This is a genomic window from Pseudomonas sp. LAIL14HWK12:I10 (assembly GCF_900184205.1).
GTDB classification, from domain to species: domain Bacteria; phylum Pseudomonadota; class Gammaproteobacteria; order Pseudomonadales; family Pseudomonadaceae; genus Aquipseudomonas; species Aquipseudomonas kermanshahensis.
Genome location: NZ_FXWU01000005.1, coordinates 134489 through 161004, shown reverse-complemented (window position 1 = coordinate 161004; position 26516 = coordinate 134489). Strand labels below are relative to the sequence as shown.

Genomic DNA, 26516 nt, shown 5'->3' with positions numbered 1-26516 from the left:
TTAAGGAATTTTGTGCATGAAGCAACCTTTGACCACCGCCTCGCTGCTCCCCGTTGCCCTGCTCGCAGGGCTCAACAGCGCCACCGCCCTCGCCAGCGAACCCGCCGCCTCAGCATTGGGCACGGTGATCGTCACCGGCAACCGCGGTGCGGAAAAACGCACCATCACCTCCAGCCCCGTGCCCATCGATGTGATCAGCGCCAAACAATTGCAAGAGACCGGCAAGCCCGGCCTGATGGAAGCCCTGAGTGCCAGCGTGCCGTCGCTGACCCTGCCGGAAAAGACCGGCTGGGACGCCAGCGGCATGGCCCGCGCACCGAGCTTGCGTGGGCTCAACGCGGCCCAGGTGCTGGTGTTGGTCAACGGCAAGCGCCGCCACACCAGTGCCACCTTGAATATCAGCGGCATCAATGCCGGCGCCGCACCCAGCGACCTCGATCTGATTCCGATCAGTGCAATCGACCACGTTGAAGTGCTGCGTGACGGAGCCGCCGCCCAGTATGGCTCGGACGCCATTGCCGGAGTGATCAACGTGATCCTCAAAGCCGATGCCAGCGGTACAGCGGTGACCACCGCAGGGCAAGGCTACGACGGTAAGAAGCAAACCGTTCAACAAAGCCTGAACAAAGGCTTCGAACTCGGCCGCGACGGCATCTTGCAACTTGCCCTGGATGCGCGCAGCCAGAACGACGACAACAAGGCCAGCGCCAATGGCTACAGCCAGGCCGAAGCGTTCGACCGTGCTGGCAAGGTCACCTACGGCGGCTACGGTACCCCCAAGATCAACCTGCTGACCTTGGGCTATAACGCAGAACTGCCGGTCAACGACGAACTCAGCCTGTACTCGTTCAGCACCTGGTCCTACCGTAAGGCCGAGCAAGGCCAGAACTTCCGCCTGCCGACCATCGTCAACACCATTACCACCGGCCCTAATGGCTACCCGGCCGGCTATACGCCCACCTGGTACATCGAAGAACACGACTACCAGGCCGCCCTCGGCGCCAAGGGCCTGGTCGGCGCGTGGGACTGGGACTTGTCCAGCACCTATGGCCGAAACGAGGCCGAACAAGGCACCTGGAACAATCAGAACCCGTCCTTGGGCGAAGCCACGCCGAACCATTTCGAATCGGGTACGTGGATCGCCTCGCAACTGACCAGCAACCTCGACTTGCACCGCACCTTCGACATCGGTCTCGGCAAGCCCCTGGACGTGTCCTGGGGGCTGGAGCAGCGCCGCGACAGCTACCAGGTCAAGGCTGGCGACTGGGCCAGTTGGGCCGATGGCGGTTATTGCGCCAGCCCCGGCAACTGCGCGGCCTCCGGTGCGCAGGTCACCAATGGTATCTCCCCAGCCGAGGCCACCAGCGCCAGCCGCAACAGCTATGCAGGCTACCTGGACGTTGGCTTCCACCCACTGCCGCAGTGGTACTGGGGCGCCGCCGTGCGCTACGAACACTACGACCGCGGCATCGGCGCCACCCGCAGTGGCAAGCTGACCACGCGCTACGAATTCACCCCCGAACTGGCCCTGCGGGCCACGGTCAGCAACGGTTTCCGTGCGCCTTCCTTGGCCAACAGCCTGTTCAGTGCCCGCTCGACTACCTACGGTGTGGTGAACGGGGTGTATCAGTCGATCAACTACGGCGTGCTACCCGTGGACAGCGCAGCGGCTCAGGCGCTGGGGGCCGAAGCGCTCAAACCGGAAAAATCGACCAACTACAGCCTCGGCCTGACCTGGCAGCCCAGCGAGCGGCTGGCGTTCACCGCCGATGCCTACCTGATCAACGTGCGCGACCGAATCACCCTGACCGGCACCCTGCTCGGCCCAGAGGTGACGGATACCCTGCTAGCCAGCGGCATCGACTCGACCTCTGGCGGCCGCTACTTCACCAACGGCGCCGACACCCGTACCAAGGGGCTGGATGTGGTGGGCAGTTACGACCAGGACCTGGGTGGCGCCGGCTCGCTGAAGTGGACGGCCGCGTTCAACTGGAACGACACTGAGATCCTCGACTACAAGCAGAGCGTGAACATCCTGGGCACGCCCTATGAACTGATGAACCGGGAGGCGCGCAACTTCCTCACCGACGTTCAGCCGCACACCAAGCTGATACTCGGTGCCAACTGGCGCTGGGACCGCTATCGCGTCAACCTGGGGCTGACTCGTTACGGCTCGTGGCGTGAGGTGAATGCCGCCAACGATCGCTCGCTGGACCGAGAATACAAGGCTCGCTGGATCACCGACCTTGACCTGGGCTACCAATTGACCAAAGACCTTGAATTGGCCATCGGCGCGCGCAACCTGTTCGACGTATATCCCGAACGCCAAGCCCCCAGCAGCAAGACCATGGTCAAGGGCTACGGGGCTTATTCGCCGTACGGCTTCACCGGCGGTTACTACTTCGGGCGCGTCACCTACAACTTCTGAAATACTTTTCACGCGCACACCGCTGTGCAATTGACGGAAAACCTGCCTCGTGGTCTCCTAATGCCTCGCGTTCAGGTGCCCCTCAGGGGGTGAAACGGGAAACCGGTGCGTCGCAAGCCCTCGACCAGGGCCCGACCAAGCCGGTGCTGCCCCCGCAACGGTAAGCGAGCGAAGCGTCTAGACCACTGTGCCGCGTCATCGGGCATGGGAAGGGGCGCTTTTCAGGAGCCCTGCTCCTCCTCGTGAGCCCGGAGACCGGCCTGACGTTCATGAACACCCCGCGGTGGGCGGGCGCTGTCGCATTCCCCTGGGCGGATCACGTTCGGGGCTGCCGCGCTTGCCCGTTGCCCACAAAAAGCAGAGGAACGCGTCATGCCCGTCACCAGCGCCAAACACAGCATTGCCACCCCCGTCACCCTCAGTCAGCGTGTCGTCATCGCCGTCGGCGCCAGCCTGCTGGGCCTGTGCCTGGTGTACTTTGCCGGCTTCTCGCACATCGAAGCCGTGCACAACGCGGCGCACGACACCCGCCACAGCGCCGCCTTCCCCTGCCACTGAGTACGCCCCATGATCATGCGCATTGCCCGTACCGCGGGCTTCAGCGGGCTGCTTGCGGCCTTGCTGCTGACCCTGCTGCAAAGCTTTTGGGTTGCCCCGTTGATCCTTGAAGCGGAAACCTACGAATCCGCAGCCCCTGTTGCCGAGCATCACGAACACGGCGCCGAAGGGGCCGCGGCCCATGAACACAGCGCAGAAGCCTGGTCGCCTGAAGACGGCTGGCAACGCGTGCTGTCCACCACCGGGGGCAACCTGGTGGTGGCGGTAGGCTTCGCGCTGATACTGGTCGCCCTGTACAGCCTGCGTGAACCGAAGCGCGCGGGCACCGGCGCCCTGTGGGGCCTGGCGGGGTTCGCCGTGTTCTGCCTGGCCCCTACCCTGGGCCTGCCGCCAGAGCTGCCGGGCACCGCTGCCGCTGACCTGGGGCAACGCCAGGCCTGGTGGATCGGCACCGCAAGCGCTACCGCACTGGGCCTGGCCCTGTTGGTATTTGCCCGCCACTGGCTGGTTAAAGCGCTAGGCGCCGTGCTGCTGGTACTGCCGCATGTCATCGGTGCACCGCAACCTGAGGTGCATCAAAGCCTCGCGCCTGAAGCCCTGGAAGCCCAGTTCAAGGTCGCCAGCTGGCTGACCAACGCCGCCTTTTGGCTGGCCCTGGGCCTGCTCAGCGCGTGGCTGTACCGCCGCTCCAGCCAGGCCTGATGGTTTTAGACGCTACCCTGCCGGCGCTGTACGCCGGCTTTGGCTGCCGCCGGGGTTGCCCGGCGGACACCCTCGAAAACCTGCTGCGCCAAGCCTTGGCTGACCATGGCTTGGCGCTGTCAGGACTGCGCGGTATCGCCAGCATCGCCCTCAAGGCCGACGAACCTGGCCTGCAGCAACTGGCCAAACGCCTTGGCCTGCCCTTGCTGCTGTACGATGCTGGGCAACTTCAGCCCTACGAACCCCTCCTCAGCTATCGCTCGGCCATCGCCCATGCGCACAGCGGTTGTTGGGGCGTCGCAGAAAGCGCGGCGCTGGCCATGGCCAGCCAGCACCTCGGCACGGCCCGGCTGCGGGTCACACGCCAAGTGCTCGGGCCGGCTACTCTCGCCCTGGCCTGCGGGCGATAATCGCAGCATCCCTTTCATTGCAAGGACTTTCCATGACGGTCTACTTCATTGGCGCCGGCCCCGGCGACCCGGAACTGATCACGGTCAAGGGCCAGCGCCTGATCCGCCAGTGCCCAGTGATCATCTATGCCGGCTCGCTGGTACCCGCGGCTGTGCTCGAAGGCCACCAGGCCGTGACCGTGATCAACAGCGCCGAGCTGCACTTGGAACAGATCATCAGTGCCATGCGCACGGCACACGCGCACGGCCAGGACGTGGCCCGCGTGCACAGCGGTGACCCGAGCCTGTATGGCGCAATTGGCGAGCAGATCCGCCACCTGCGTGAGCTGGGCATCGACTACCAGATCATCCCAGGCGTCACCGCCACTGCCGCCAGTGCGGCCCTACTGGGCTGCGAGCTGACCCTGCCACAGGTGTCGCAAACGGTGATTCTCACGCGCTTTGGCGACACTTCGCCGATGCCGCCCGGCGAGCAACTGGCCGACCTGGCGCGCCATGGCAGCACCTTGGCCATCCACCTGGGCGTAAAAAACTTGCCGCGTATTGTCAGCGAACTGTTGCCGCACTACGGCCCGCAATGCCCAGTTGCCGTGGTCCATCGCGCCACCTGGCCGGACCAGGACTGGGTGCTGGGCACCCTTGACGACATCGTCGAGCGCGTGGCGCTTAAGGATTTTCGCCGCACGGCGCTGATTCTTGTCGGCCATGTGCTGGGTGACACGCCTTTCGCCGAGTCGGCCTTGTACCGTGCCGGGCACGCGCACCTCTATCGCCCTGGCGACTGAGCATTGCCAGCGTTAGCGCAGGCGTAGCAGACTCAAGGTTCCCCCTGCCACCTGGAGCTACGCCAATGCTGGAATTACGACCCAATTGCGAGTGCTGCGACGCTGACCTGCCGGGTGATAGCCCAGACGCCTTGATCTGCTCCTTCGAATGCACCTTCTGCCGTGCCTGCGCCGACACCCGCCTGCACGGCCGCTGCCCCAACTGCTCCGGCCAGTTGCTGGCACGCCCGCCACGGGTCGGCCAAGCACTGGCCAACAACCCCGCCTCGACCCAGCGCGTGCGCAAACCTCACACCGCTTGCGCCTAACGGCCTTGTGCAATTAGGCATCGCCACGCCACGCGGGCGGTGCCTATCCCTGTTTTTGTAGGAATTTTCAACAACACCTACAGGGTTATTCAACAACTCTATACTCGGCATTACCAAACGTAGGGAATGGCCGTATCTTGCAGCGCTTCCGATAAACCCCCTTGCAGACGTATTCCTGAGTGTTCCAGGAAGCGGACCACAGCCCTACAGGAGTTTTCTTCATGACTACCGTCCTGATCGTCGACGACCACCCTATTGTCCGGCTCTCCCTGCGCCTGCTGCTCGAGCGGGAGCGCTTTCACGTCGTGGGTGAAGTTGCCAATGGCAGCGAAGTGGCTCAGGCAGCACGCGAATTGCGGCCGGACGTGGTGCTGCTGGACATCGGTTTGCCCGGTCTGGACGGCATGGAGGTCATCAAACGGCTTCAGTGCCTGGAGCCAGTGCCCAAAATCATGGTGCTGACCGGGCAGGCCACCGACCTGTACGTGAGGCGTTGCCTGGATGCCGGCATCGGGGCCTTCGTCACCAAGGACGAAGACCACGAGGCCCTGCTGTTCGCGCTCAAGGCCTTGGTAAAAGGTTATTCGACCTTCCCGCAGATGTCGGTCAACAGCAATTCGCTGGAGAGTGAACCGACACGCCTGGCCAGCTTGTCCAACCGCGAAATGGAAGTGTTGCGGCGCCTGGCGCGCGGTGAAAACAACAAGAATATAGGCACCTGCATGAACCTCAGTGCCAAAACCATCAGCACCTACCGGGGCCGCATCATGGAAAAGCTCAAGACAGAATCGTTGGTAGAAATGGTCGATCTGGCCAAACGCAACAGCGTTTACTGAGCCCAGCCGCCATGACGCGCCTGCTGGCGAGCATCCTGTTGGCCATTGGCATGGCCAGTTCCCCTGGGTTGTTCGCCGACAGCGAACCACGGCAACTGCTAGCGCGCTCGATCAGCGCCGCGCCGCCCCTGCAACTGAGCGACCAGGACCGCCACTGGCTGCAGCAGCGCGGCCAGCTGGTACTGGGCAGCTCCCGGCCTGACTACCCGCCGTTCGAAATCAACATCAGCGAACGTGATTACGAAGGCCTGAGCGCCGACTATGCAGGCATCATCGCCGAGCAGTTGGGGATCCCGATCGTAGTACGACGCTTCGACAACCGCCACGCAGCCATCGCCGCGCTGCGCGAGGGCCGCATCGACCTGCTCGGCAGCTCCAACGCCTTCGAGGCGGCGGATGCCCATTTGGGCCTCAGTTCGCCCTACGCCGACGACCTGCCGGTCATCGTCACCCGCGAAGGCCGCACCCTGAAAAACGCCCTCGACCTGGACGGCCTGCGCCTGGCCATGGTCGACCACTACCTGCCCGCCAGCGCCGTGCGCTCGCTGTACCCCAAAGCGCAATTGAGCCTGTACCGCTCGACCCTGGCTGGCCTTGCCGCGGTCGATCTGGGTGAGGCCGACGCCTACCTGGGCGATGCCATCAGCACCGACTTCTTTATTGGCAAGAGTTACCAGGGCACCTTGAAGATCGACCATTTCTGCCAGGTGGCCCCGGGTGCCTTTGCGTTTGCCATGGCTGACGACAACCCCCGTTTGCGCGGGTTGGTCAACAAGGCCTTGGCCAGAATAACCGAGAGCGAGCGCCTGACCATCCTCCGCCGCTGGACCAGCGGTAACACCAGCCTGCTGCTGGAGCGCCACCTGACCGCCTTTACCGCCGAAGAGGCCGTTTGGATCGCCCACAACCCGACCGTCAAGGTACTGGTCAACACCTCACTGGCACCGCTGACGTTCAACGATGCGCAGCACCGTACCAACGGCATCACCTTGGAGCTGCTCAAGCAGATTTCCCTGCGCACGGGCCTGCACTTCAAACCGATCGAGAGCCAGTCGGCGCAGGCGATGATCGAGCGCCTGGCGCGCGGCGACGCGCAGATGATCGGTGCGCTGGGCTACGGCACCGAGCGTGCCAAACAGCTGCGCTTCACCCGCCCGTACCTGGTCAGCCCCAGGGTATTGGTGACCCGCAACGACGCCACCTCCTCAGCGCAGGCCAAAGCCCTCGATGGCCAGCGTGTCGCCCTGGTACGTGGCTCGCCACAGCGCGCAGAACTGCAGCGCCGCTTCCCACGCGCCAAGGTGGTCGAAGTGGACAACCCCCTCGGCCTGATGGAGGCGGTGGCCAGTGGCGCCGCCGACGTGGCCCTGAGCAACTACATCAACGCCACCTACTACATCAACCATGTGTTCAAGGACCAATTGCGCATTGCCAGCGTGCTGGACGACAGCCCAGCCATCGCGGCATTTGCCGTGGCCCCGGACCAACCTCAGTTGCAGGCCATACTCGACAAGGCGCTGCTGAGCATCCCCCCCGAAGAACTGGACCAACTGATCAACCGCTGGCGCACCAGCACGCTGGTCAGTGACAGCCCATGGCGCGACTACCGCACGCTGGCGCTGCAAGTGCTGGTGCTGTCCGCCCTGCTGTTGGCCGGGGTGGTGTTCTGGAATACCTACCTGCGCAAATTGATCCACCAACGCACCGACGCCCAGCACGCCCTGCAAGCCCAGCTAGCCTTGAGCCGCGGCCTGCTCGAACAACTGCGCCAGGCCAAGGACGATGCCGAACAGGCCAGCCAGACCAAAAGCACCTTCCTGGCCACCATGAGCCATGAAATCCGCACACCGATGAATGCCGTGATCGGCCTGCTCGAGCTGGCCCTGGAAGACAGCCGCGCCGGCCGCTGTGATACCCAGACCCTGCAGACAGCCCACGACTCGGCCATTGGCCTGCTGGAGTTGATCGGCGACATCCTCGACATCTCGCGCATCGAGTCCGGGCACATGACCCTGCAACCGGTGCCGACCAACCTGGTCGAACTGGTGCGCAACACGCTGCGGGTATTCGAAGGCAATGCGCGGATCAAAGGCCTGCACCTGCACAGCGCGCTGCCTAACTCACCTGGCTGGGTCATGGCAGACCCTTTGCGGCTCAAGCAGGTACTGTCCAACCTGATCAGCAACGCCATCAAGTTCACCGAGCGCGGCGAAGTGCACGTCAGCCTTATTCTGTCGCCCGCCGACGCAAATAGCGACCTGCAGGTCGAACTCTGCGTACGCGACACCGGCATTGGGATCAGCCCGAAAGACCAGGCCCGGCTGTTCAATGCCTTCGCCCAGGCGGATGGCCCGCGGGCACGCCAGGGCGCCGGGCTGGGTCTGGTGATCAGCCGCACCCTGGCCGAATTGATGGGCGGCACGCTGAGCCTGCACAGCGTCGAAGGCGTGGGCAGCAAGGTGCAAGTCTGCCTGCAGTTGCCCGCCAGCCAAGCCCCCACGCCTGCCGAACAACGCGCCCCAGTGCTGGAAGCCAGCAGCGGGCCACTGAACATTCTGGTGGTCGACGACTACCCCGCCAACCTGCTGTTACTGGAGCGGCAACTGCACACATTAGGGCATCGCGTTACCCTGGCTGAAAACGGCGAAATCGCGCTGGCCCGGTGGCAGGCTGCGCGCTTCGACTTGGTGATTACCGACTGCAGCATGCCGATCATGGACGGCCACGAACTGACCCGCCGCATACGCAAGCTGGAACACGAGGGCGAGTTGATGGCCTGTAAGATCCTCGGCGTCACCGCCAACGCGCAGGCCGAGGAACGTGCCCGCTGCCTGGCCAGTGGCATGGACGAATGCCTGTTCAAGCCGATTGGCCTGCAAACCCTGAAAAACCACCTGCCCCAGGCCAGCACGCACACACCGCCTGTGCAGGCCCAAGGCAGCGGTTTCAACCTGAGCGAGTTGCGCCACCTGACTCAGGACGACGAACAGCTCACCCGGCACCTGCTCGAGCAGCTGTCACAAAGCGCCAGTGAAGACTTGGCCGCTCTGTGTGCACTCGGGCCAGAGGCGGATAGCGACGCCGTGCGCGCCTTGGCCCACCGCATCAAGGGTGGGGCAAAAATGCTCAAGATGCGCACGCTGGTCAAGCACTGCGAAGCCATCGAACAGGCGCAGGCCCAAGGGCTGCCAACGGCTGAACTGCGCCAGCAACTGCAAGCCAGCATGCAGGCCCTGTTGCACGAACTCAGTGCCGCCCTCAGTGCAATTGCAACGTCGAGTTGATCTGGCTGATCGCATCGACCACGTGGCGTGACCCTTGCTGGATTTCCATGATCACCGTGCCGGCCTCGTTGGCCAGGGCCACGCCATGGCCGGTACGCGTCAGGCTCGACTGCATGCTCGCCACCGCCAACAGCGACAGGTCATGGTTTTGCCGCACCACATCGACGATCTCCAAGGTGGCTTTGCTGGTACGCGCCGCCAGGTTGCGCACTTCATCGGCGACCACGGCAAAACCGCGCCCATGTTCGCCAGCGCGCGCCGCCTCGATGGCCGCATTCAATGCCAGCAGGTTGGTCTGGTCGGCGATGCCGCGAATGGTCAACACGATCTGCCCGATCACGTCCGACTGCTTGCTGACTGCATCGATACTGCGTGCGGCGTCATTGAGTTCCTGGGAAATCTGTTCGATTACCTGCACCGCCTGCTGTACCACCTCGGTGCCCTTGCGGGCGCAGGCATCGGTTTGCATGGAGCTGGCGTGGGCGGCATCGGCGGCACTTTGCTGAGTGCAGACCTGGCTGGTGATGTCGCTGGCGAACTTCACCACCTTGTACAGCCGGCCCTTGCTGTCGAAGATCGGGTTGTAGGAGGCTTCGAGAAAGACCGTCTGGCCTTGCTTGTTGATGCGCTCGAAGCGGTGCGAATGGTATTCCCCGCGGTTGAGCGAGGCCCAGAACTCACGGTACGCCGACGACTCCCGCTCCTGGGGCAGGCAGAACAGCCCGTGGTGGCGCCCGACCACCTCTTCCAGGCGGTAGCCCATGGTGGTGAGAAAGTTCTGGTTGGCCTTGATCACCCGCCCGGCAGGGGTGAACTCGATCACCGCCATGGAGCGGCCGATGGCCTTGAGCAGGCTCTCGCTCTCGTGCTCTTGCATAACGCGCTGGCTGATGTCCGACGCCACCTTGATCACGCTGGTGACCTGGCGCTGCTCATCCAGCACCGGCATGTAGCTGGCTTCGAGCCAAACCTCCCGCCCTGCCTTGTCGACGCGCTCGAAGGTCCCGCTGATGGCCTTGCCCTGCCCCAATTCATGCCAAAGCTGCTGATACTCGGCCGTCTTGACGTAGGCCGGGTCGCAAAACAACCGATGGTGCTTGCCGCGTAGCTCTTCGACGCTGTAACCCATGGCCTGGCAGAAACGCTCGTTGGCGTCGAGAATGGTGCCGTCGGGCGCGAACTCGATCATCGCCATGGAACGGCTGATTGCCGCCAGTTTCGCTTGCGCGCTGGCCAGTGCCTGGTGACTACGCTGAATCTCGACCAAGTCGGACTTGCGATGGAAATCGAACATGACGCCGGGCTCCTTTATGCGCGGGGTGTCCTGAGCATAGATGGGCAACTGCGCCGTGCAAGCACATTGATATCACTTAGTAATTAACACCTTGGTCAACACCCCAGCGGGCGGATCACGAGCTTTCGCGCACCATCAACTCGAAACCAAGGTCTTGCTGCTCAGTGGCCACCCGTTTGCCGTCAAGCAACGCCAGCAGGGCCTGCGCGGCGCCCCGACCAACGGCAGCCCTTGGGGTGCGAATCGAGGTCAGCCGCGGGACCATGTGGGCTGAAGCGGGCAAGTCGTTGAAGCCGACCATCGCCACCTCGCGAGGTACTTCCACGCCCTGGCGCAGTGCCTGCAGGACCGCACCCTGGGCCAGGTCGTCGTTGCAGAAGAAGATACCGTCGACATCCGGCGCCTGTTGCATCAGCTGGCTGAACAACGCACTGCCCAGCGCGATCGAGGAAGGCTCCGGTGCAAGTATTTCCAGCTCCGTCGACTGCAGGCCTGCCTCGGCGAGGGCCTGGCGGAAGCCTTCGGCACGCTGCATCACCCGTGGGTCGAGTTGCGCGGCAATGAACGCCAGCCGGCGCCGCCCACGCTCGATCAAGTGCCTGGCCGCAGCGCGCCCGGCCTGTTGCTGCGAGAAGCCCACCGACAACGCTCCCGCCTCGCCGCCCAGCTCCATCATATGCACGCAGGGCACGCCACTGGCCGCCAGCATCTGCCGCGCGGCGTCACTGCGCTCGAAACCGGTCAGCAGCATGCCGCAAGGCTGGTAGGCCAAGTAGTTGCGGATCAGGTTTTCTTCTTCGGCAATGTCGTAGTGATAGTTACCGATCAACACCTCAAGCCCTCGCGGGCGCATCACCTCGTGAATGGCTTCGAGGGTGTCGATGAACAATTGGTTGGACAACGACGGGATCAGCACCACCACCGACTGGCTGCGTGCCGAAGCCAGTGCGCGGGCTGCCGGGTTGGCGACATAGCCCAGGCTGGCCGCAGCAGCGGCAACCTTTTCCACCAGCGCCGGGGCAACCGTGCTGACGCCGCGCAAGGCGCGGGATGCGGTAATCGGGGAAACCCCGGAAAGCCTGGCGACTTCTGCCAGGGTAGGACGACCGGTGGTGCGAGAGCCTGTGCGGGACATGGATGTTGTAATTTTACTACTTGCCAAGGGAGGGGAACGGCCACTAAGGTAGCGCTGTCTCAGGACGCAGGCAATGTAATCTTTGGTAGCGGTTCCACGTGCACTGTGCCAAGCGTCCATACTGCGTAAGGACAAGACCAATAACACCGGGGAGGTGGCTGTTCGTCAGCGACGAGACAGCGCTATCTCACCCCGCAGGAGGTACTGATGAATTCTCCCCTGTCCGCCATTGTGGTGATGGGCGTGGCTGGCTGCGGCAAAAGCTGCGTCGGCGCTGCCATTGCCGCCAGAAGCGGCGGCCGCCTGATCGAAGGCGACGCATTCCACCCTGCCGAAAACATCCGCAAGATGAGCGCTGGCATCCCCCTGGACGATAACGACCGAGCCGGCTGGCTGGTGCGCCTGGGTCAGGAGCTGCAAGCCACAGTGCAGTCGGGTGAACGCCCGATCCTGACCTGCTCGGCACTCAAGCGCCGTTACCGCGAAACGTTGCGCGCGTCCATGCCGGGCCTCGCGTTCGTGTTCCTCGAGCTGACCCCTGCCGAAGCCGAAAAGCGGGTCTTGGCGCGCCCTGGGCATTTCATGCCGGCGAGCCTCATCGACAGCCAGTTTGCGGCCCTCGAATCGCCGCGTGGCGAGCCACGGACCTTGTCACTGGACGCCACCCAGGCCATCGATGCCTTGGCTAATACGGTAGACACCTGGCTAAAGCCTTGCGGTGAGCGGGACCTGGCGCAAACCGCCTGAACCTGGCGGTTTATCCGGCTCACCCAAGACAGCGCTGTCTCGACCAATGAAAGCGCCTGAAAGTTCCATAACGTTACGCCCAAAACAACGATAAGACCGAGGCATTAAAACCATGTTCGGACTGGCTACTGATACCTTCCTGCTGCTCGACGCGCTGGTCACCATCGTCGGGCTGATCCTGCTGATCACCCATTTCAAAGTGCACCCCTTCGTCGCCCTCACCCTCGCGGCCGGCTTCCTCGGCCTCACCTCCGGCATGCCGGTGGCCAAGGTGATGAAATCGTTCCAGGACGGTTTCGGCGGCGTACTGGGCTTCGTCGGTATCGTCCTCGCGCTGGGCACCATGCTCGGCAAGCTGATGGCCGACTCCGGCGGCGCCGACCAGATCGCCCAGACCCTGATCCGCGCCTTCGGCAAGAAGAACGTGCACTGGGCCATGATGTTCGCCGCCTTCCTGGTTGGTATTCCGCTGTTCTTCGAGATCGGCTTCGTGTTGCTGATCCCGTTGGTGTTCATCGTCGCCCGGCGCTCCGGCGTTTCGCTGGTAAAAATCGGCATACCGCTGCTGGCCGGCCTGTCCGTGGTTCACGGCCTGGTGCCGCCGCACCCGGGGCCGTTGCTGGCGATTGGCATCTTCCATGCCGACATCGGCAAGACCATTTTCTACGGCCTGATCGTCGCGCTGCCCACCGCGATCATTGCTGGCCCGCTGTTCGGTAACTTCATTTCACGCTATATCCCGGGCAACCCGTCCCAGGAGCTGATGGACCAGATCGCCAAGGAGTCCGACCAGGGCAACCTGCCGAGCTTCACCATCACGTTGGTCACGGTACTGCTGCCAGTGGCGTTGATGCTGCTCAAGACCTTCGCCGACGTGGTCCTGCCGGCCGAGCACATCGTGCGCCAATGGATGGACCTGATCGGCCACCCCATCACCGCCCTGCTCGCTGCGTTGCTGCTGGCCTTCTACACCTTCGGCGCGGCGCGTGGCTTCAACCGCCAGCAGATCATGAAGATGCTCGACCAGAGCCTGGCGCCCACCGCCGCCATCGTGCTGATCGTCGGTGCCGGCGGCGGCTTCAAGCAGATGCTGGTGGATACCGGTGTCGGCAACGTGATCGGGCAAATGGCCGTGCAGGCCGAAATCTCGCCGATCATGCTGGCCTGGCTGGTGGCGGCGGTGATCCGCATCGCCACGGGTTCGGCGACGGTCGCGACCATCACGGGCGCGGGCATCGTGGCACCGGTGATCGACCTGGTGCCTGGGGTCAACCGTGAGCTGCTGGTGCTGGCCACTGGCGCCGGCTCGCTGATCCTGTCACACGTCAACGATGCCGGGTTCTGGCTGGTGAAACAGTACTTCAACATGACCGTGGCCGAGACCTTCAAGACCTGGAGCATGATGGAGACCATCCTTTCGGTGGTCGGCATCATCTTCATCATGTTGCTGTCGATGGTGGTGTGACCGTTGATCGGGGTGGGGGCACCAGGTGCGGGCTTGATGGCCCAATCGAAATAGAAGCCTTGCCCCCATCCCGATGCAAAGGAGCCTGCCCCATGATCCGCCCCTTCCTGCTTGCAGCCGTACTGGTTTCACCGCTGGCCCTAGCGGTCGGCACTGGGCCCACCTACCCCGACGACCCGCACAACCCAGCGCCGACACCGGGTGTAGACAGCACGCTCAACCCGATTGAAAAGCCGATGCCACGCGACACCGACCCGCGGATCGAGGGCAATGACCCCGAAAGCCCGCCAGCCACCCAGGATGATGGACGGGATTTGCCAGGGATGGATGGCAGTGGCTCGGAAGGTACTGGGCGCCAAGGCACGAGCACGGGCAACCCTTGAGCCCCTGTAGGAGCAGCCTTGTGCTGCGAAGAGGCCGGCGCCAGCAGCGAAGATTCACTGTGTAGTTGCCGGCCTCTTCGCAGCACAAGGCTGCTCCTACCCAGAGCGCGCGCTTGGCCTAAGAAAAGGGGGCAATGCTCACCACTGCCGCTTGTCTGGCCTGGTCAACCCCAGCTTTTCGATCCGGTAACGCAGCATATCCCGCGACAACCCCAGCATCCGCGCCGACTTGGTCACATTCCAGTCAGTGCGGTCCAACGTCTTGCACACCAAATCCCGCTCCATGTCCGGCAGGCTGGTACCCGGCTCTGGCTCATGCCGTGGCATCTCAAATACTGCAGGCGCCTGCTGCTGTATCAACGGCTCGTCGATCAGCGTCATGCACAGGTTCAACTGATGCGATTGCACCACCTCATTGGGTGCCAGCAACACCGTCTGCTCCAGCATGTTGCGCAGTTCGCGCACGTTGCCAGGCCAGCTGTAGCTCAGCATCAGGGCCTCTGCCTCGGCGGAAAAACGCAGGTTCGGCTTGCCATAGCGCCGCCCGTGGTGCGCTAAAAAATGCCTGGCCAACAGCAGGATATCCTGCCCCCGGGCATACAGCCGCGGTACCTTCAAGGCGATGATGCGTAGCCGGAAGAACAGGTCGCGGCGGAACTTGCCTTGCTGCACCATCTGTTCGAGGTTGCAGTTGGTAGCGCTGATCACCCGCAAGTCGACCTTGCGCTCCTTGACCGCGCCAATGCGGCGGATGCTGCGATCCTCCAGCAGTTTGAGCAGCTTGGCCTGCAGCACAAGGTCCATCTCGCCGATTTCATCGAGGAACAGCGTGCCGCCATCAGCGGCCTCGACCAGGCCTACGCGGCGCTCCTTGGCATCGGTGAACGCGCCTTTTTCATGGCCAAACAACTCCGCCTCCAGCAAGTTGGCCGGGATCGATGCGCAGTTGAATTCGATGAATGGGCCCTTGCTGCGCGAGCCATCAAAATGCAGGGCCCGGGCCACCAGTTCCTTACCAGTACCGGTCTCACCCTCTACCAACACCGGCGGCAGGTCGTCGCTGGCCATGCGCCGCTCGGCGTCCAACACCTGGCGCAGGGTGTGCTTGAGGCTGTGCATCACCGGCGACTCGCCAATCAGTGCCTGCAGCCCGGACTTCTGCGCCTCGCGCTCCTGGTAGAACGACAAGGTGCGCTCCATCCTTTCAGCCGCCAGGGCCTTGTCCAGGGTCAGTTTAAGCTCGGCCAGCACCACCGGCTTGGTCAGATAATGAAAGGCGCCCTCCTTCATGGCCTGCACCGCGTCTTCGACATTGCCGTAGCCGGTCATCATGATGACCTTGAGCGCGGGCGCCTGCGCCACCAGCACGCGCAACAGGTCATGCCCACTCATGCCTGGCAACGAGTTGTCGGTCAGCACCGCATCGGGCTGGGCCTGCTTGATCTGCTCCAGCGCAAGCTCCGCGCTGTGGCAGACCGTCACCTCGTAACCCTTGAGGCTCAGGTAGGTGCGAATGTTGTCAGCAAGGATTTCATCATCCTCGACTACCAGGATGCTGTGTTCCATGGTCCCCTCCCGCTGCGATATTGAAAGTAAGGCTTACGCGGGTTCCTTCCTCTTCGCGGCTGCTCAGGCTGACCGAGCCGCCAAAACGCTCCATGATGCGTTGCACCAGGGCCAGGCCTACACCGAGGCCGCCCTGCTTGGTGGTGAAGAACGGCTTGAACACCATCCGTTCCTGCTGTTGGCTCATGCCCTTGCCGGTATCGCTGAGCAGCAGCACGGCGCGTTGGCCGTCCTGCACGTTCACCTGGGCGCGCAGTACACCACCTGCCGGCATGGCTTCAAGGGCATTGGAAAACAAGCTGTTGAGGATTTGCGTCAGCTGCAGCGGTTGGCTGGCCACACACTGCACGTCGGGGCCCTCGTAGCAGAACTGCACGCCGTTGCGCGCCATCTGCTGGGCGAAGGCCAGGTGGGTGTCCTCGATGGACGCGACCAGGTCCACGGCCTCGGGCTCGTCACTGGTCGGGCGCAACGACACCAGCAAGTCGCGCACCCAACGTGACATGCGGTCGACCTGGCTGATGATGTCGGTGATGTTCTTTTGTGCGGTGGGGTTGGCGATCTCCTGGGCCAGTTCGGCGCTGGAGCGGATGTTGGCCAACGGGTTGCGCAGGCTGTGGGCCACCGCAGAGGACATTTCGCCCAGTGCCACGTAGGTTTCACTGGCTACCAGGCGGTCTTGTTGCTGGTTGAGCATCAGCGCCGCCCGGCGCACGATCCAGAACAGGCCAAAGTAAATCAGCGCGCCACCCACCAGGGTCGAGGCCCAGATCAGTACATAACCGCGCTGGATACGCCGGATCAGGTCCTGCGGCTCCTTGTAGATTTCCACCATCGACAGCACCTGCTCGCCTTGGCTATCGAACAGCGGGATGTAGTTCTCGATGAACAGGTACTTGGGTTCGCGCAGAAACTTCTGTTCTTCACGGTCGTCCTCGGCCTGGTGGTAGCTGGCAGACACCGCTTTGCGCGAACGGAACGCGCGCTCCAGGTCGCCATCCTCCTCGATCCGCTCGCCAATCAACTGAGGGTTGGTGGACCAGACAATGGTCCGGTCGCGGGCGTAGACGTTGGCCAACAGGGTATCGGGCAGGTGTTCGACGTGGTCGAGGAATTCGACACGGGTCGATTCGGCCAACGCCGGGGTGAACTGCAGGTGCTGCAGGTCCAGGCGCGGATCGAGCAGTTCGCCCATGGTGGTGCCCGGCGGCAGTTGCGAATGGCGGACCTCGGCCTGGGCCATGGCCTGGATGAATTGGGCGGTGAGCATGGCATCGCGCTCCACGCTGTCGCGCACCACGAAGCGCGTCGACACATAGCCCAAGCCACCGGCCACCGAGGCGATGATCAACAGGCTGATGATCGAAAACCAACGCAACAGGTTGAACTCGCGCAACGGCGCCGCAAAACCACTGGTGGCCGCAGACGCTTTGTCGGGCACTTCGTTTTCCAGCATCTGCATTGAGGGGTTCCCGCGCTGGGCGTCCGTTCTGAAGCGCACCCTTGCCACGATTAGTAGCAATTTAATGGCACTTCACCCAGGTCGCCAAGGCGACCCGTTGTTGCCATGCTCACGTTGCAAAAAATCAGCCAGTCGACGAACGAAAAGACATATTCATATTTTTCAGTCACTTGAAAGAACTTATTAAAATCCGGTCAAGCTTCAGTCCCCACTTTTGGGTAACAATTACCCAAAAAAACTATTTGTTATAAATCATGTAGTTACGATATGAACCTAAAGCCCACTAAGAAGACTTGGCCAACCTGAAATTCAGCGAAACCCGGGTGCCATGCCCTAGGCTGCTACTCAACCTCACCGCACCACCAAAGCGCTCCATGATGCGTTTGACCAAAACCAGGCCAACGCCCAGCCCGCCCTGCTTGGTGGTGAAGAACGGCCTGAAGGCCATGCGCTGCTGTTGCTCGGTCATGCCCTTGCCGCTATCGGACAGGCGCAGCGTCAAGCCGCGCCGGTCGTGGCGCACCACCTCGACACGCAACTTCCCGCCCTGCTCCATCGACTCCAATGCGTTGGCAATCAAACTGCTGAAAATCTGCCGCAGTAACGCCGGGTGCCCCAACACCTGAACCGCCGGTAACGGTTGCAGGTCGAGGGTGACGCCACTGCGCGCCAGCGGCACGGCAAAGGTCTGCAGGCTTTCCTGCAGCGCCTGCGGCAGGTCCACCGCCACCGCTTCGTCATTGAGCGGGCGCAGTGACTGCAACAGCTGGCGGATCCACTGCGACATGCGGTCGACTTGGCTGATGATGTCGTTGATGTTCCTTTGCGCTGGGCCCTCGTCGAACGCCTGCGCAAGCTCGGCACTGGAGCGGATGCTCGCCAGCGGGTTGCGCAAGCTGTGTGCCACCGCCGAAGACACCTCGCCCAGGGCCACGTAGGTTTCATTGTTGATCAGCCGTTTCTGTTGCACCGCCAGCAGCTTGGCTGCCCGGCGCATGATGCCGTACAGGCCGATATAGACCAGCCCGGCGCCGACGGTGATCGCCAGCCAGATGAGGATCAGGCCATGTTCGATGCGCACGATCAGGTCATGCGGTTCCTTGTAGATCTCCACCATGGCCGTGACGTGCTCGCCATCGGCGTCGAACAACGGAATGTAGTTTTCGATGAACAGCTGCTCAGGCGGGGTCACGAACTTTTGCTCTTCGCGTGCCCGCTCAAAGTCGTGGTAGCTGGCCGAGACCCGCATCTTGTACTCGAAGGCGCGGTCCAGGTCGTCGTCGCCTTCGATCAACTTGCCGATCAGCGCCGGGTTGGTCGACCAGATCACCGTGCGGTCCGGCGCATAGATATTGGCCAGCAGCATGTCCGGCAGGTGGGCGATGTGGTCGAGGAACTCGCCCCTAGCCTTGCGCCGGGCATCGGGGTCGACATCCGGCAGCGCCGTGCGATCGGTGCGCGGGTCCAGCAATTCGCCCATGGTGCGCACATTGGGGATCGACACATGGCGCACTTCAGCATCAGCGATAGAGGTGATGAACTGAGCGGACAACAGCGCATCGCGCTCGACGCTTTCATCGATGATGAAACGGCTGGAAATCAGCCCCAACCCGACCGCCACCGAGAGAATGATGGCCAGGCTGACCCAGGCATACCAGCGCAGCAGGTTGAACGGCTTGCGTGGGGCTGTCGCCTCGGTACCGGCAGGCACTCCAAGGACGTCGGAACGGGGGGCGATGTCCATGGCGGACTCCACAGCTGGGCACCTTTGAAGGTTATAGCCCAGAGTTGGGGGAACCATGGTTCTAAATTGATGTCATCCGCCGAAGGGTGGCCGCCGCGCTGCTCGGCCACGTGGTTTTCCTACAGCGGCGAGTCGTCCGCCAGCCCTTGCAGCTTGCGGTAATCGCGCAGCACGTTGGGCACGTAGCGGCGGGTTTCGGCGTACGGTGGCACTGCCCCACGGCGCAGCACCGCGTCGGGGCCGGCGTTATAGGCGGCCACAGCCAGGGTGATGTCATTGTCGAACAGGGTCAGCATGCGTTTCAGGTAGCGTGCCCCACCCTGTACATTGTCCTCAGGATCCAGGGCGTTCTCCACGCCCATCTCACGCGCGGTATCGGGCATCAGCTGCATCAGCCCCACCGCGCCCGCCGGCGAGCGGGCCTTGGGGTTGTAGCCCGACTCAGCCTTGATCAGCGCATGCAGCAGTGCTTGCGGCACGTTGTGGGCCAACGCTGCAGCGGCCACCAGCTCGGCATAGGGCCGCCCGGTGATCATTTGCGCACCGGCAGCGCCCGCCTGGGCCAGCGGTTCGCTGATCACCCGCTGATACTGGCGCCCGGGCCGATGGACGTTGGTCAGTACGTAGCCGCCCTTGGCATCGATGGAGATGTACACATCGGCCTGGGCGGCACCCGCCGCCAGCCAGATCAAACCCAGGATAAGTCCACGCATGTCGGTCGCCTCTTCGTCGTGGCCCCCGATGTGGGGGAAATGCCCCGGAAAACCCGAGGTTGCAGACCACGACGCAAGCACTGTGCCGCTTCCTGCACCGCATGGCGCAAGGCCCCGAGGCAGACGTGCACGGCTGTTGCATGGTGCCTGCCACAGCATGTTCCTACGCAGCGGAGGGCATCACCATGCAGCGCAGATCCAACCCCCAACGTGGCTTCACCCTGCTCGAACTCCTCGTGGTGCTGGTTGTGCTCGGCCTGCTGGCCGGCATCGTCGCGCCCAAGTACTTCAGCCAGCTTGGCCGCTCGGAGGTCAAGGTGGCGCGGGCGCAGATCGAGGGTTTGAGCAAAGCCCTGGACCTCTATCGCCTGGAAGTCGGGCATTACCCCAACAGTGAACAAGGCTTACAGGCACTGGTCATCGCCCCAAGCGGCGAGGCCCGCTGGACCGGCCCGTACCTGCAGAAGGCCGTGCCGCAGGACCCGTGGGGCCGCGCCTACATCTACCGGCAACCCGGTGAGAACGGCGGCGAGTACGACCTGCTGTCGATGGGCAAGGACGGCCAGCCCGGTGGCGACGGTGAGAACGCCGAAATCACCAGCTGGCAATAAGGAGCTCGGCCATGCGCTACAGCCTCAAGGCCCTGGGCAGACAGGGCGTGGTGCAATTGCAGATCGATGCCGAAGATGCCGACCAGGCGCGCCGCCAGGTCGAGGATCAAGGCTTGCGGGTGGTCAGCGTGAAGGGCCAGGGCAGCGCCTTGCGCGGCATGGCCTGGCGCCGCGAAGCGAGCTTTGACCTGGTGTTGTTCAGCCAGGAGCTGTCGACCCTGCTCAACGCTGGCTTGCCATTGATCGATGCCCTGGAAAGCCTGGCGGAAAAAGCCCCCGCTGCGGCCTCGCGCAAGGTGCTCGGCGAACTGGTGCGCCAGCTGTACGAGGGGCACTCGCTGTCTCAGGCGCTGGGCCGCCAGCCCAGGATATTCCCGGCCCTGTACGTGGCGCTGGTGCAGTCCAGCGAGCGCACTGGCGCCCTCGGCGACGCCCTCGGCCGCTATATCGCCTACCGGCAACGCCTGGACCTGGTGCGGCAGAAACTGGTGGGGGCGTCGGTTTACCCACTGCTGTTGTTGCTGGTCGGTGGTGGCGTGGTGCTGTTTTTGCTCGGCTACGTGGTGCCGCGCTTCAGCCAGGTGTTCGAAGGCATGGGCACCGAGCTGCCGTGGCTGTCACGCCTGCTGATGCAGATTGGGTTGTTCTTGCATGCCCAGCAACTGCCGCTGGCGCTGGGCAGCGTGGCGAGCATCACCGCCCTGGTGCTGCTGCGCCGCCACCCGCTGGTACGACGCTGGGCAGCGCGCCAGCTCAGGCGCATGCCAGCGCTGCACCAGCGGCTGATGATGTACGAACTGGCGCGCTTCTACCGCTCGCTGGGCATCCTCCTGCAAGGCGGTATTCCTATCCTCACGGCCATGGGCATGGCCCGCGGGCTGCTGGGTAGCGCCGCCGCGCAGGGTCTTGAACAGGCCAGCCAGCGCGTGGCCGAGGGGTTGCCGCTGTCCGATGCGCTGGAAGTTGGGCAGCTGGTGACGCCTGTGTCGCTGCGGCTGCTGCGCGCCGGTGAGCAGTCGGGCAACCTTGGCGAAATGCTTGAGCGTTGCGCCGACTTTCACGACCAGGAGATTGGCCGCTGGGTGGAATGGTTCGTGAAGCTGTTCGAGCCGCTGCTGATGACGTTCATTGGCCTGTTGATCGGCTTTATCGTGATCCTGATGTACATGCCGATCTTCGAATTGGCCTCGAGCATTCACTGAAGGCTAAGGCCGAGGCTTTCGCGCAATGTCGTGCCTTCATACGCGGTGCGGTAGACGCCACGTGCCTGCAGCAATGGCACCACTTCTTCGGTGAAACGGCGGAACTGGCCTGGATGGCCAATGTAGATATTGAAGCCATCCAGCGCCCGCGCCTCGAACCACTCGGTCATTTTTGCCGCCACCGTTTCGGCGGAGCCGACGAATGCCCCCGGACGTAACTGGCGGCCGAACTCCACCGCCTGGCGCAAGCTGAAGCCCTGCGCCCGCGCCTGGTCGGCAATACGCTTGGCATTGGTGAAGAAGCTGCTGCGGGCATGCTCCAGGCTCTCCTGAGGGAACGGCGCATCGAGGTCGTACTGGGTGAAATCGTGCCACCCGAAATTGCGCCCGAACTCCTTGAGTGCCAGTTCGAAGCTGTGGTCCTGCTGGTGGTAGTGGCGCTCGATCTCACGGGCGTGGGCATCGGTGTCGCCCACATAGATTTCTGCACCTGGCAGTACCAGCAACTGCTCCGGGTCTCGCCCCAGGCGCGCGGCACGTTCCTTGACGTCACGATAGAAGGCCTGGCCCTGCTCGATGCTGGCCGCGTGGGTGAAGATCACATCAGCGGTGGCGGCGCCCAGGTCGCGGCCCTGCTGCGAGTCGCCAGCTTGGAAGATTACCGGTTGGCCCTGGGGCGAACGCTGGATGTTCAAGGGCCCCACCACCGAGAAGTGTTCGCCCTTGTGGTTGAGCGCATGCAGCTTCGAGGGGTCGAGGAACTGGCCCGTGGCGCGATCACGCGGGAAGGCACCGTTTTCATAGGAATGCCACAAGCCCTGCACCACTTGCACGTGTTCCTCGGCGCGGGCGTAGCGGGTGTCGTAGTCGTAATGCTCGTCACGGCCATAGTTACCCGCGGTGCCGGCATCGCCGCTGGTCACCACGTTCCAGCCAGCGCGGCCTTTGCTGATCAGGTCCAGCGAAGCAAGGCGACGGGCAACGTTATAGGGCTCGTTGTAGGAGGTGGTCAGGGTACCGACCAGCCCGATATGCCGGGTGGTGACGGCCAGGGCCGAGAGCAGGGTCAGCGGCTCCAGGCGGTTGAGGTAATGCGAGGGTGAGCCGGGGGTGATGTATTGGCTGTCGACGATGAATATCAGGTCGAATAGCGCAGCCTCGGCCTGGCGGGCGATGTCGATGTACCAGTCGATGTTGACACTGGCATCGGCCGGCAGCTCGGGGTCGAGCCAGAGGTTATGGCGGCCAGGGCCGCCGCAGCCCATGGTCAGGGCGCCGAGTTTGATTTTGCGGGTGGTCATGGGGAGTCCTCTGAAGTGATGGGGCTGTACCGGCCTCTTCGCGGGCAAGCCCGCTCCCACAGGAAAAGCGCCATCTTCAGCGTCGACGCGGTCCCTGTGGGAGCGGGCTTGCCCGCGAAGAGGCCGGCACAGCCAAACTCAATGGTCGTTGGCCAGCGCCGCTGCAAACGAGGTATCGAACAGGCTCGCTGCCGGGTAGGCCTTGATCAGCCCAAGCCCGGCAAAGAAGTCCACGGTCTTCTGCGCATCGACAATCACCTGGGGGTTGAGTGGCGCCACGTCGGTGCGCGCGCGGGCGAACCAGGCCCGGGCAATGTCGCGGTCGGCGCGGGTGCGCTTGGCCCAGGCGTCGGCATAGGCCTCGGTGTTGGCTGGGTTGTTCAAGGTCCAATCACGGGCCTTCTTCAAACGCTGCAGAAAATCAGTGATCTGCGCACGCTTGGCGTCGACGGCCTTGGCATTGGCCACCACAAAGCTCTGGGCCGGAATCAAGCCTTCGGCTGTGGCCAGCACCCTGGCGCCTTGGCGCTCCTGTTGGGTGACATAGGGCTCCCAGGTCGCGATCACGTCCACCGAACCGCCATCCAGGGCGTGCGAGGCATCCAGCGCGCTGAGGTAGCGCAGTTCCAGTGCATCGCGGGGCACGCCGGCCTTGTCCAGGGCGCTGAACAGCAGTTGCTGGCTCCACGAGCCTTTCCACAGGGCCGCGCGTTTGCCGCGCAGGTCTTCAAGGCTGTGAATGTTCGAATCCTTGCGCGCCAGGATGGCGACCCCGTCGAGGTTCTGCCGGCTCACCGCAATCACCTTGATCGGTGCCCCCAAGGCACCGAGGAACAGCGGCGGCGCATCGCCCAGCAGGCCAATGTCGAGGCTGCCGACATTCAAGGCTTCAGCCACCGGGGAGCCTGCAGTGAACTGCTTCCATTCCAGGGTATAGGGCACGTCATCGAGCACGCCGGCGGCTTCCATCACCGCACGGGCATTAAAGCTTTGATCGCCGACCACCAGGGTCTGCGCGGCGGCGGCCAGGCTCAGTGAGGTGGCCAGCACACCGGCGGCCAGTTGCTTGAGGTATCGCACGTTCGTCTCCAGGGCCAATAAAGGCGCAACTAGGTAGTCGATCCGCCCGTGCGGTCTCGCTTTGATAAATGACAGTGGTATGCGCTTTGAATCTAACCAGCGCCTTGCTTATAAGTTATCGATGTATAAAGCCTGTGGGAAATTCGTTGTAGGCATAACCTAATGCCTCCGACGGTGGCCTATTTCAAAACAGATAGGCGAGCCTGTAAATGCATATTTTGCATATTAGCTTATGATTAATTTTACTTTGGTGAATATTCAGCGACTTTGCTAGGGTTAACCGAAACCGTCAGCCGAGCCTGAACCATGAGCCAACCCCTGCGCCTGGAGCGCCTGCGACACTTCATCGGTGCGCTTTCGGAGCTGCTTGACCGAGCCCCCGACGAAGCCACCCTCCTCGACCAAGGCCAAGGCCTGCTGCGCAGCCTGGTCGCCCATGACGACTGGTTACCCGAAGCCCTCGCCCAACCGGACCCAAGCCGCTACCAGCAATACCTGCTGCATTGCGACTCGCGCCAACGCTTCTCTGTCGTCAGCTTCGTCTGGGGGCCAGGGCAGCAGACACCGATTCACGATCACCGGGTCTGGGGGCTGATCGGCATGCTGCGCGGCGCTGAATATTCGCAAGGTTTCGCCCGCAGCGAGCACGGTGCGTTGCTGCCGGCCGGTGCGCCGGTGCGGATCGACCCTGGCCATGTCGAAGCGGTTTCGCCGCGTATCGGCGACATTCACCAGGTCAGTAACGCCTTCGACGACCAGGTGTCGATCAGCATCCACGTCTACGGCGCCAACATCGGCGCGGTCAGCCGGGCGGTGTACCTGGCCGACGGCACTGAAAAACCCTTCATCTCCGGCTACTCCAATACCCTCCTGCCCAACATCTGGGACCTGTCCAAAGAGAATCCAGCCCCATGAGTACTGTCGCCACCCGTTCCTTCCATGACATTCGCCGGGCCTTGCTGGCCCATGAAGAGCTGGCGTTGATCGATGTTCGCGAGGAAGACCCGTTCGCCCAGGAACACCCGCTGTTTGCCGCCAACATCCCGCTGTCGAAGCTGGAGCTGGAAGTCTTCGCCCGGGTACCGCGGCGTGACACCGCCATCACCCTGTATGACGACGGTGAAGGGCTGGCTACGCTGGCTGCCGCGCGCCTGTCGGCGTTGGGTTACAGCGATGTGGCACTGCTCGAGGGCGGCCTGGCTGGCTGGCGCGCGGCTGGCGGCGAGTTGTTCCGTGACGTCAACGTGCCAAGCAAGGCCTTTGGCGAGCTGGTTGAAAGCGAGCGGCACACGCCGTCGTTGGCGGCCGAGCAGGTGCAGGCATTGCTCGATGCCAAAGCCGATGTGGTGGTGCTCGACGCCCGTCGTTTCGACGAGTACCAGACCATGAGCATCCCCGGCGGCATCAGTGTGCCGGGGGCCGAACTGGTATTGCGCGTGGCCGAGCTTGCGCCGAACCCCGCCACCCAGGTAATCGTCAACTGCGCGGGGCGTACCCGCAGCATCATCGGCACCCAATCACTGGTCAACGCCGGCATCCCCAACCCGGTGGCGGCACTGCGCAATGGCACCATCGGCTGGACGCTTGCAGGCCAGCAACTGGCTCACGGCCAGCAACGCAGCTTTTCCCCCGTTAGCGACACCACCCGCGCCAGCGCCGCCGACCGTGCCCGCGCCGTGGCCGACCGTGCCGTAGTCGCGCGGCTGACTCGCGAAGGCCTGGCGGCCTGGCAGGCAGAGCCCTACCGCACCACCTACCTGTTCGATGTGCGTACCCCTGAAGAGTTTGCCCAGGGCCATCTACCGGCCAGCCGCTCGGTCCCCGGCGGGCAACTGGTGCAAGAGACCGACCATGTCGCCAGCGTGCGCGGCGCTCGCATCGTGCTGGTGGATGACGACGGTGTGCGGGCCAACATGAGTGCCTCGTGGCTGGCCCAGATGGGCTGGCAGGTCGCCGTGCTGGACGGCCTGTCGGCAGCGGATTTCAGCGAGCCCGGCGATTGGCAGGCGCCGTTGCCAGAACAGCCCCAGGTGAGCGATATCGGCGTTGACCAATTGCATGACTGGCTGCAAGCGACAGGCACGGTGCTGCTGGACTTCACCACCAGCGCCAACTACGTCAAACGCCACATCCCGGGTGCCCATTGGGCGATCCGAGCGCAGTTGCCGCAGGTGCTGGAGCAACTGCCGGTTGCCGAACGCTACGTGCTCACCTGCGGCAGCAGCTTGCTGGCGCGCTTTGCGGCGGTCGATTTGCAGGCCCTGACACACACACCGGTGTATGTGCTGGAGGGCGGCACTGCGCGCTGGATTGCTGCGGGCTTACCGCTGGAAAGTGGCGAAACGCACCTGGCAGTGGCGCGCAGCGACCGCTATCGCCGGCCTTATGAAGGCACCGACAACCCGCGTGAAGCCATGCAAGGGTATCTGGACTGGGAGTTCGGCCTGATCGCCCAACTGGAGCGCGACGGTACCCATGGGTTTCATGTTGTCCGTTAACGTG

At 63.4% G+C, this 26516-nt stretch carries 22 protein-coding genes, 2 pseudogenes and 1 riboswitch; of the genes and pseudogenes, 15 read left to right on the top strand and 9 right to left on the bottom strand.

Annotated elements, in window-relative coordinates; all coding sequences use genetic code 11:
- Positions 1 to 16 precede the first annotated feature (16 nt).
- The 8 genes from QOS90_RS13275 to QOS90_RS13240 all read left to right on the top strand — a co-directional run bounded on the left by QOS90_RS13275 (position 17) and on the right by QOS90_RS13240 (position 9311).
- On the top strand, positions 17 to 2428 hold the full coding sequence (locus QOS90_RS13275; RefSeq protein ID WP_027593389.1) for a TonB-dependent receptor plug domain-containing protein: 2412 nt from the start codon (positions 17 to 19) through the stop codon (positions 2426 to 2428).
- Between the two features lie 56 nt (positions 2429 to 2484).
- Positions 2485 to 2706, top strand: a riboswitch (cobalamin riboswitch).
- Positions 2707 to 2800: 94 nt separating this feature from the next.
- Entirely contained in the window at positions 2801 to 2986 is a 186-nt protein-coding gene (locus QOS90_RS13270) for a CbtB domain-containing protein (RefSeq protein ID WP_027593390.1), read from the top strand.
- Positions 2987 to 2995: 9 nt separating this feature from the next.
- The gene (locus QOS90_RS13265; RefSeq protein WP_027593391.1) at positions 2996 to 3688 is read left to right on the top strand and encodes a CbtA family protein; all 693 of its coding nucleotides are present in this window, start codon (positions 2996 to 2998) and stop codon (positions 3686 to 3688) included.
- Between the two features lie 17 nt (positions 3689 to 3705).
- The gene (locus tag QOS90_RS13260) at positions 3706 to 4098 is read left to right on the top strand and encodes a cobalamin biosynthesis protein (protein ID WP_027593392.1); all 393 of its coding nucleotides are present in this window, start codon (positions 3706 to 3708) and stop codon (positions 4096 to 4098) included.
- Positions 4099 to 4130: 32 nt separating this feature from the next.
- Positions 4131 to 4883, top strand: a complete 753-nt coding sequence (gene cobM / locus QOS90_RS13255; RefSeq protein WP_027593393.1) for a precorrin-4 C(11)-methyltransferase — start codon at positions 4131 to 4133, stop codon at positions 4881 to 4883.
- 65 nt (positions 4884 to 4948) lie between these two features.
- A complete protein-coding gene (locus tag QOS90_RS13250) occupies positions 4949 to 5191 on the top strand; it encodes a DUF1272 domain-containing protein (protein ID WP_027593394.1) in 243 nt (80 codons plus the stop codon).
- Positions 5192 to 5412: 221 nt separating this feature from the next.
- Entirely contained in the window at positions 5413 to 6027 is a 615-nt protein-coding gene (locus QOS90_RS13245; RefSeq protein ID WP_027593395.1) for a response regulator transcription factor, read from the top strand.
- A gap of 11 nt (positions 6028 to 6038) precedes the next feature.
- Positions 6039 to 9311 (top strand): transporter substrate-binding domain-containing protein, encoded by a 3273-nt coding sequence (locus tag QOS90_RS13240; protein ID WP_085272926.1) that lies wholly within the window; start codon positions 6039 to 6041, stop codon positions 9309 to 9311.
- Here the strand turns inward: QOS90_RS13240 and QOS90_RS27610 are convergent.
- From QOS90_RS27610 to gnuR, 3 genes and pseudogenes are all read right to left on the bottom strand, one after another.
- Positions 9286 to 9711, bottom strand: a pseudogene (locus QOS90_RS27610) (methyl-accepting chemotaxis protein); the annotation flags it as partial. The gene QOS90_RS13240 and the pseudogene QOS90_RS27610 overlap by 26 nt on opposite strands.
- 111 nt (positions 9712 to 9822) lie before the next feature.
- Positions 9823 to 10605 (bottom strand): annotated as a pseudogene (locus tag QOS90_RS27605) (PAS domain-containing protein); the annotation flags it as partial.
- Between the two features lie 115 nt (positions 10606 to 10720).
- Complete coding sequence (gene gnuR, locus QOS90_RS13230; RefSeq protein WP_027593398.1) at positions 10721 to 11740, bottom strand: transcriptional regulator GnuR; 1020 nt, start codon at positions 11738 to 11740, stop codon at positions 10721 to 10723.
- 207 nt (positions 11741 to 11947) lie between these two features.
- Between gnuR and QOS90_RS13225 the strand changes: the two genes are divergently transcribed.
- The 3 genes from QOS90_RS13225 to QOS90_RS13215 all read left to right on the top strand — a co-directional run bounded on the left by QOS90_RS13225 (position 11948) and on the right by QOS90_RS13215 (position 14335).
- Positions 11948 to 12487 (top strand): gluconokinase, encoded by a 540-nt coding sequence (locus QOS90_RS13225; RefSeq protein ID WP_027593399.1) that lies wholly within the window; start codon positions 11948 to 11950, stop codon positions 12485 to 12487.
- 112 nt (positions 12488 to 12599) lie between these two features.
- Positions 12600 to 13952: a GntP family permease gene (locus tag QOS90_RS13220; protein ID WP_027593400.1), complete on the top strand. Its 1353-nt coding sequence runs from the start codon at positions 12600 to 12602 to the stop codon at positions 13950 to 13952.
- 92 nt (positions 13953 to 14044) lie between these two features.
- On the top strand, positions 14045 to 14335 hold the full coding sequence (locus QOS90_RS13215) for a hypothetical protein (RefSeq protein WP_027593401.1): 291 nt from the start codon (positions 14045 to 14047) through the stop codon (positions 14333 to 14335).
- 138 nt (positions 14336 to 14473) lie between these two features.
- Here QOS90_RS13215 and QOS90_RS13210 read toward each other — a convergent pair whose 3' ends face one another.
- The 4 genes from QOS90_RS13210 to QOS90_RS13195 all read right to left on the bottom strand — a co-directional run bounded on the left by QOS90_RS13210 (position 14474) and on the right by QOS90_RS13195 (position 19820).
- On the bottom strand, positions 14474 to 15901 hold the full coding sequence (locus tag QOS90_RS13210; RefSeq protein WP_027593402.1) for a sigma-54-dependent transcriptional regulator: 1428 nt from the start codon (positions 15899 to 15901) through the stop codon (positions 14474 to 14476).
- Positions 15870 to 17363, bottom strand: coding sequence for a sensor histidine kinase (locus tag QOS90_RS13205; protein WP_027593403.1), 1494 nt, complete (start codon positions 17361 to 17363; stop codon positions 15870 to 15872). Before QOS90_RS13205 ends, QOS90_RS13210 begins: the two co-directional genes overlap by 32 nt.
- Positions 17364 to 17646: 283 nt before the next feature.
- Positions 17647 to 19107, bottom strand: a complete 1461-nt coding sequence (locus QOS90_RS13200) for a sensor histidine kinase (RefSeq protein ID WP_085272927.1) — start codon at positions 19105 to 19107, stop codon at positions 17647 to 17649.
- A 119-nt stretch (positions 19108 to 19226) separates the two neighbouring features.
- The gene (locus QOS90_RS13195) at positions 19227 to 19820 is read right to left on the bottom strand and encodes a transglycosylase SLT domain-containing protein (protein WP_027593405.1); all 594 of its coding nucleotides are present in this window, start codon (positions 19818 to 19820) and stop codon (positions 19227 to 19229) included.
- Between the two features lie 185 nt (positions 19821 to 20005).
- Between QOS90_RS13195 and gspG the strand changes: the two genes are divergently transcribed.
- Together gspG and QOS90_RS13185 are read left to right on the top strand one after the other, a co-directional pair.
- The gene (gene gspG / locus QOS90_RS13190; RefSeq protein ID WP_027593406.1) at positions 20006 to 20431 is read left to right on the top strand and encodes a type II secretion system major pseudopilin GspG; all 426 of its coding nucleotides are present in this window, start codon (positions 20006 to 20008) and stop codon (positions 20429 to 20431) included.
- An 11-nt stretch (positions 20432 to 20442) separates the two neighbouring features.
- On the top strand, positions 20443 to 21633 hold the full coding sequence (locus QOS90_RS13185) for a type II secretion system F family protein (RefSeq protein ID WP_027593407.1): 1191 nt from the start codon (positions 20443 to 20445) through the stop codon (positions 21631 to 21633).
- Here the strand turns inward: QOS90_RS13185 and QOS90_RS13180 are convergent.
- Entirely contained in the window at positions 21627 to 22934 is a 1308-nt protein-coding gene (locus tag QOS90_RS13180; RefSeq protein WP_085272928.1) for an LLM class flavin-dependent oxidoreductase, read from the bottom strand. The genes QOS90_RS13185 and QOS90_RS13180 overlap by 7 nt on opposite strands.
- Before the next feature lie 138 nt (positions 22935 to 23072).
- Positions 23073 to 24014, bottom strand: coding sequence for an ABC transporter substrate-binding protein (locus QOS90_RS13175; RefSeq protein WP_085272929.1), 942 nt, complete (start codon positions 24012 to 24014; stop codon positions 23073 to 23075).
- Positions 24015 to 24320: 306 nt separating this feature from the next.
- Between QOS90_RS13175 and QOS90_RS13170 the strand changes: the two genes are divergently transcribed.
- Both QOS90_RS13170 and QOS90_RS13165 read left to right on the top strand, forming a co-directional pair.
- Positions 24321 to 24929, top strand: coding sequence for a cysteine dioxygenase family protein (locus QOS90_RS13170; protein ID WP_085272930.1), 609 nt, complete (start codon positions 24321 to 24323; stop codon positions 24927 to 24929).
- Entirely contained in the window at positions 24926 to 26512 is a 1587-nt protein-coding gene (locus QOS90_RS13165; RefSeq protein WP_085272931.1) for a rhodanese-related sulfurtransferase, read from the top strand. The genes QOS90_RS13170 and QOS90_RS13165 overlap by 4 nt, the downstream gene beginning before the upstream one ends.
- Positions 26513 to 26516: the final 4 nt, after the last annotated feature.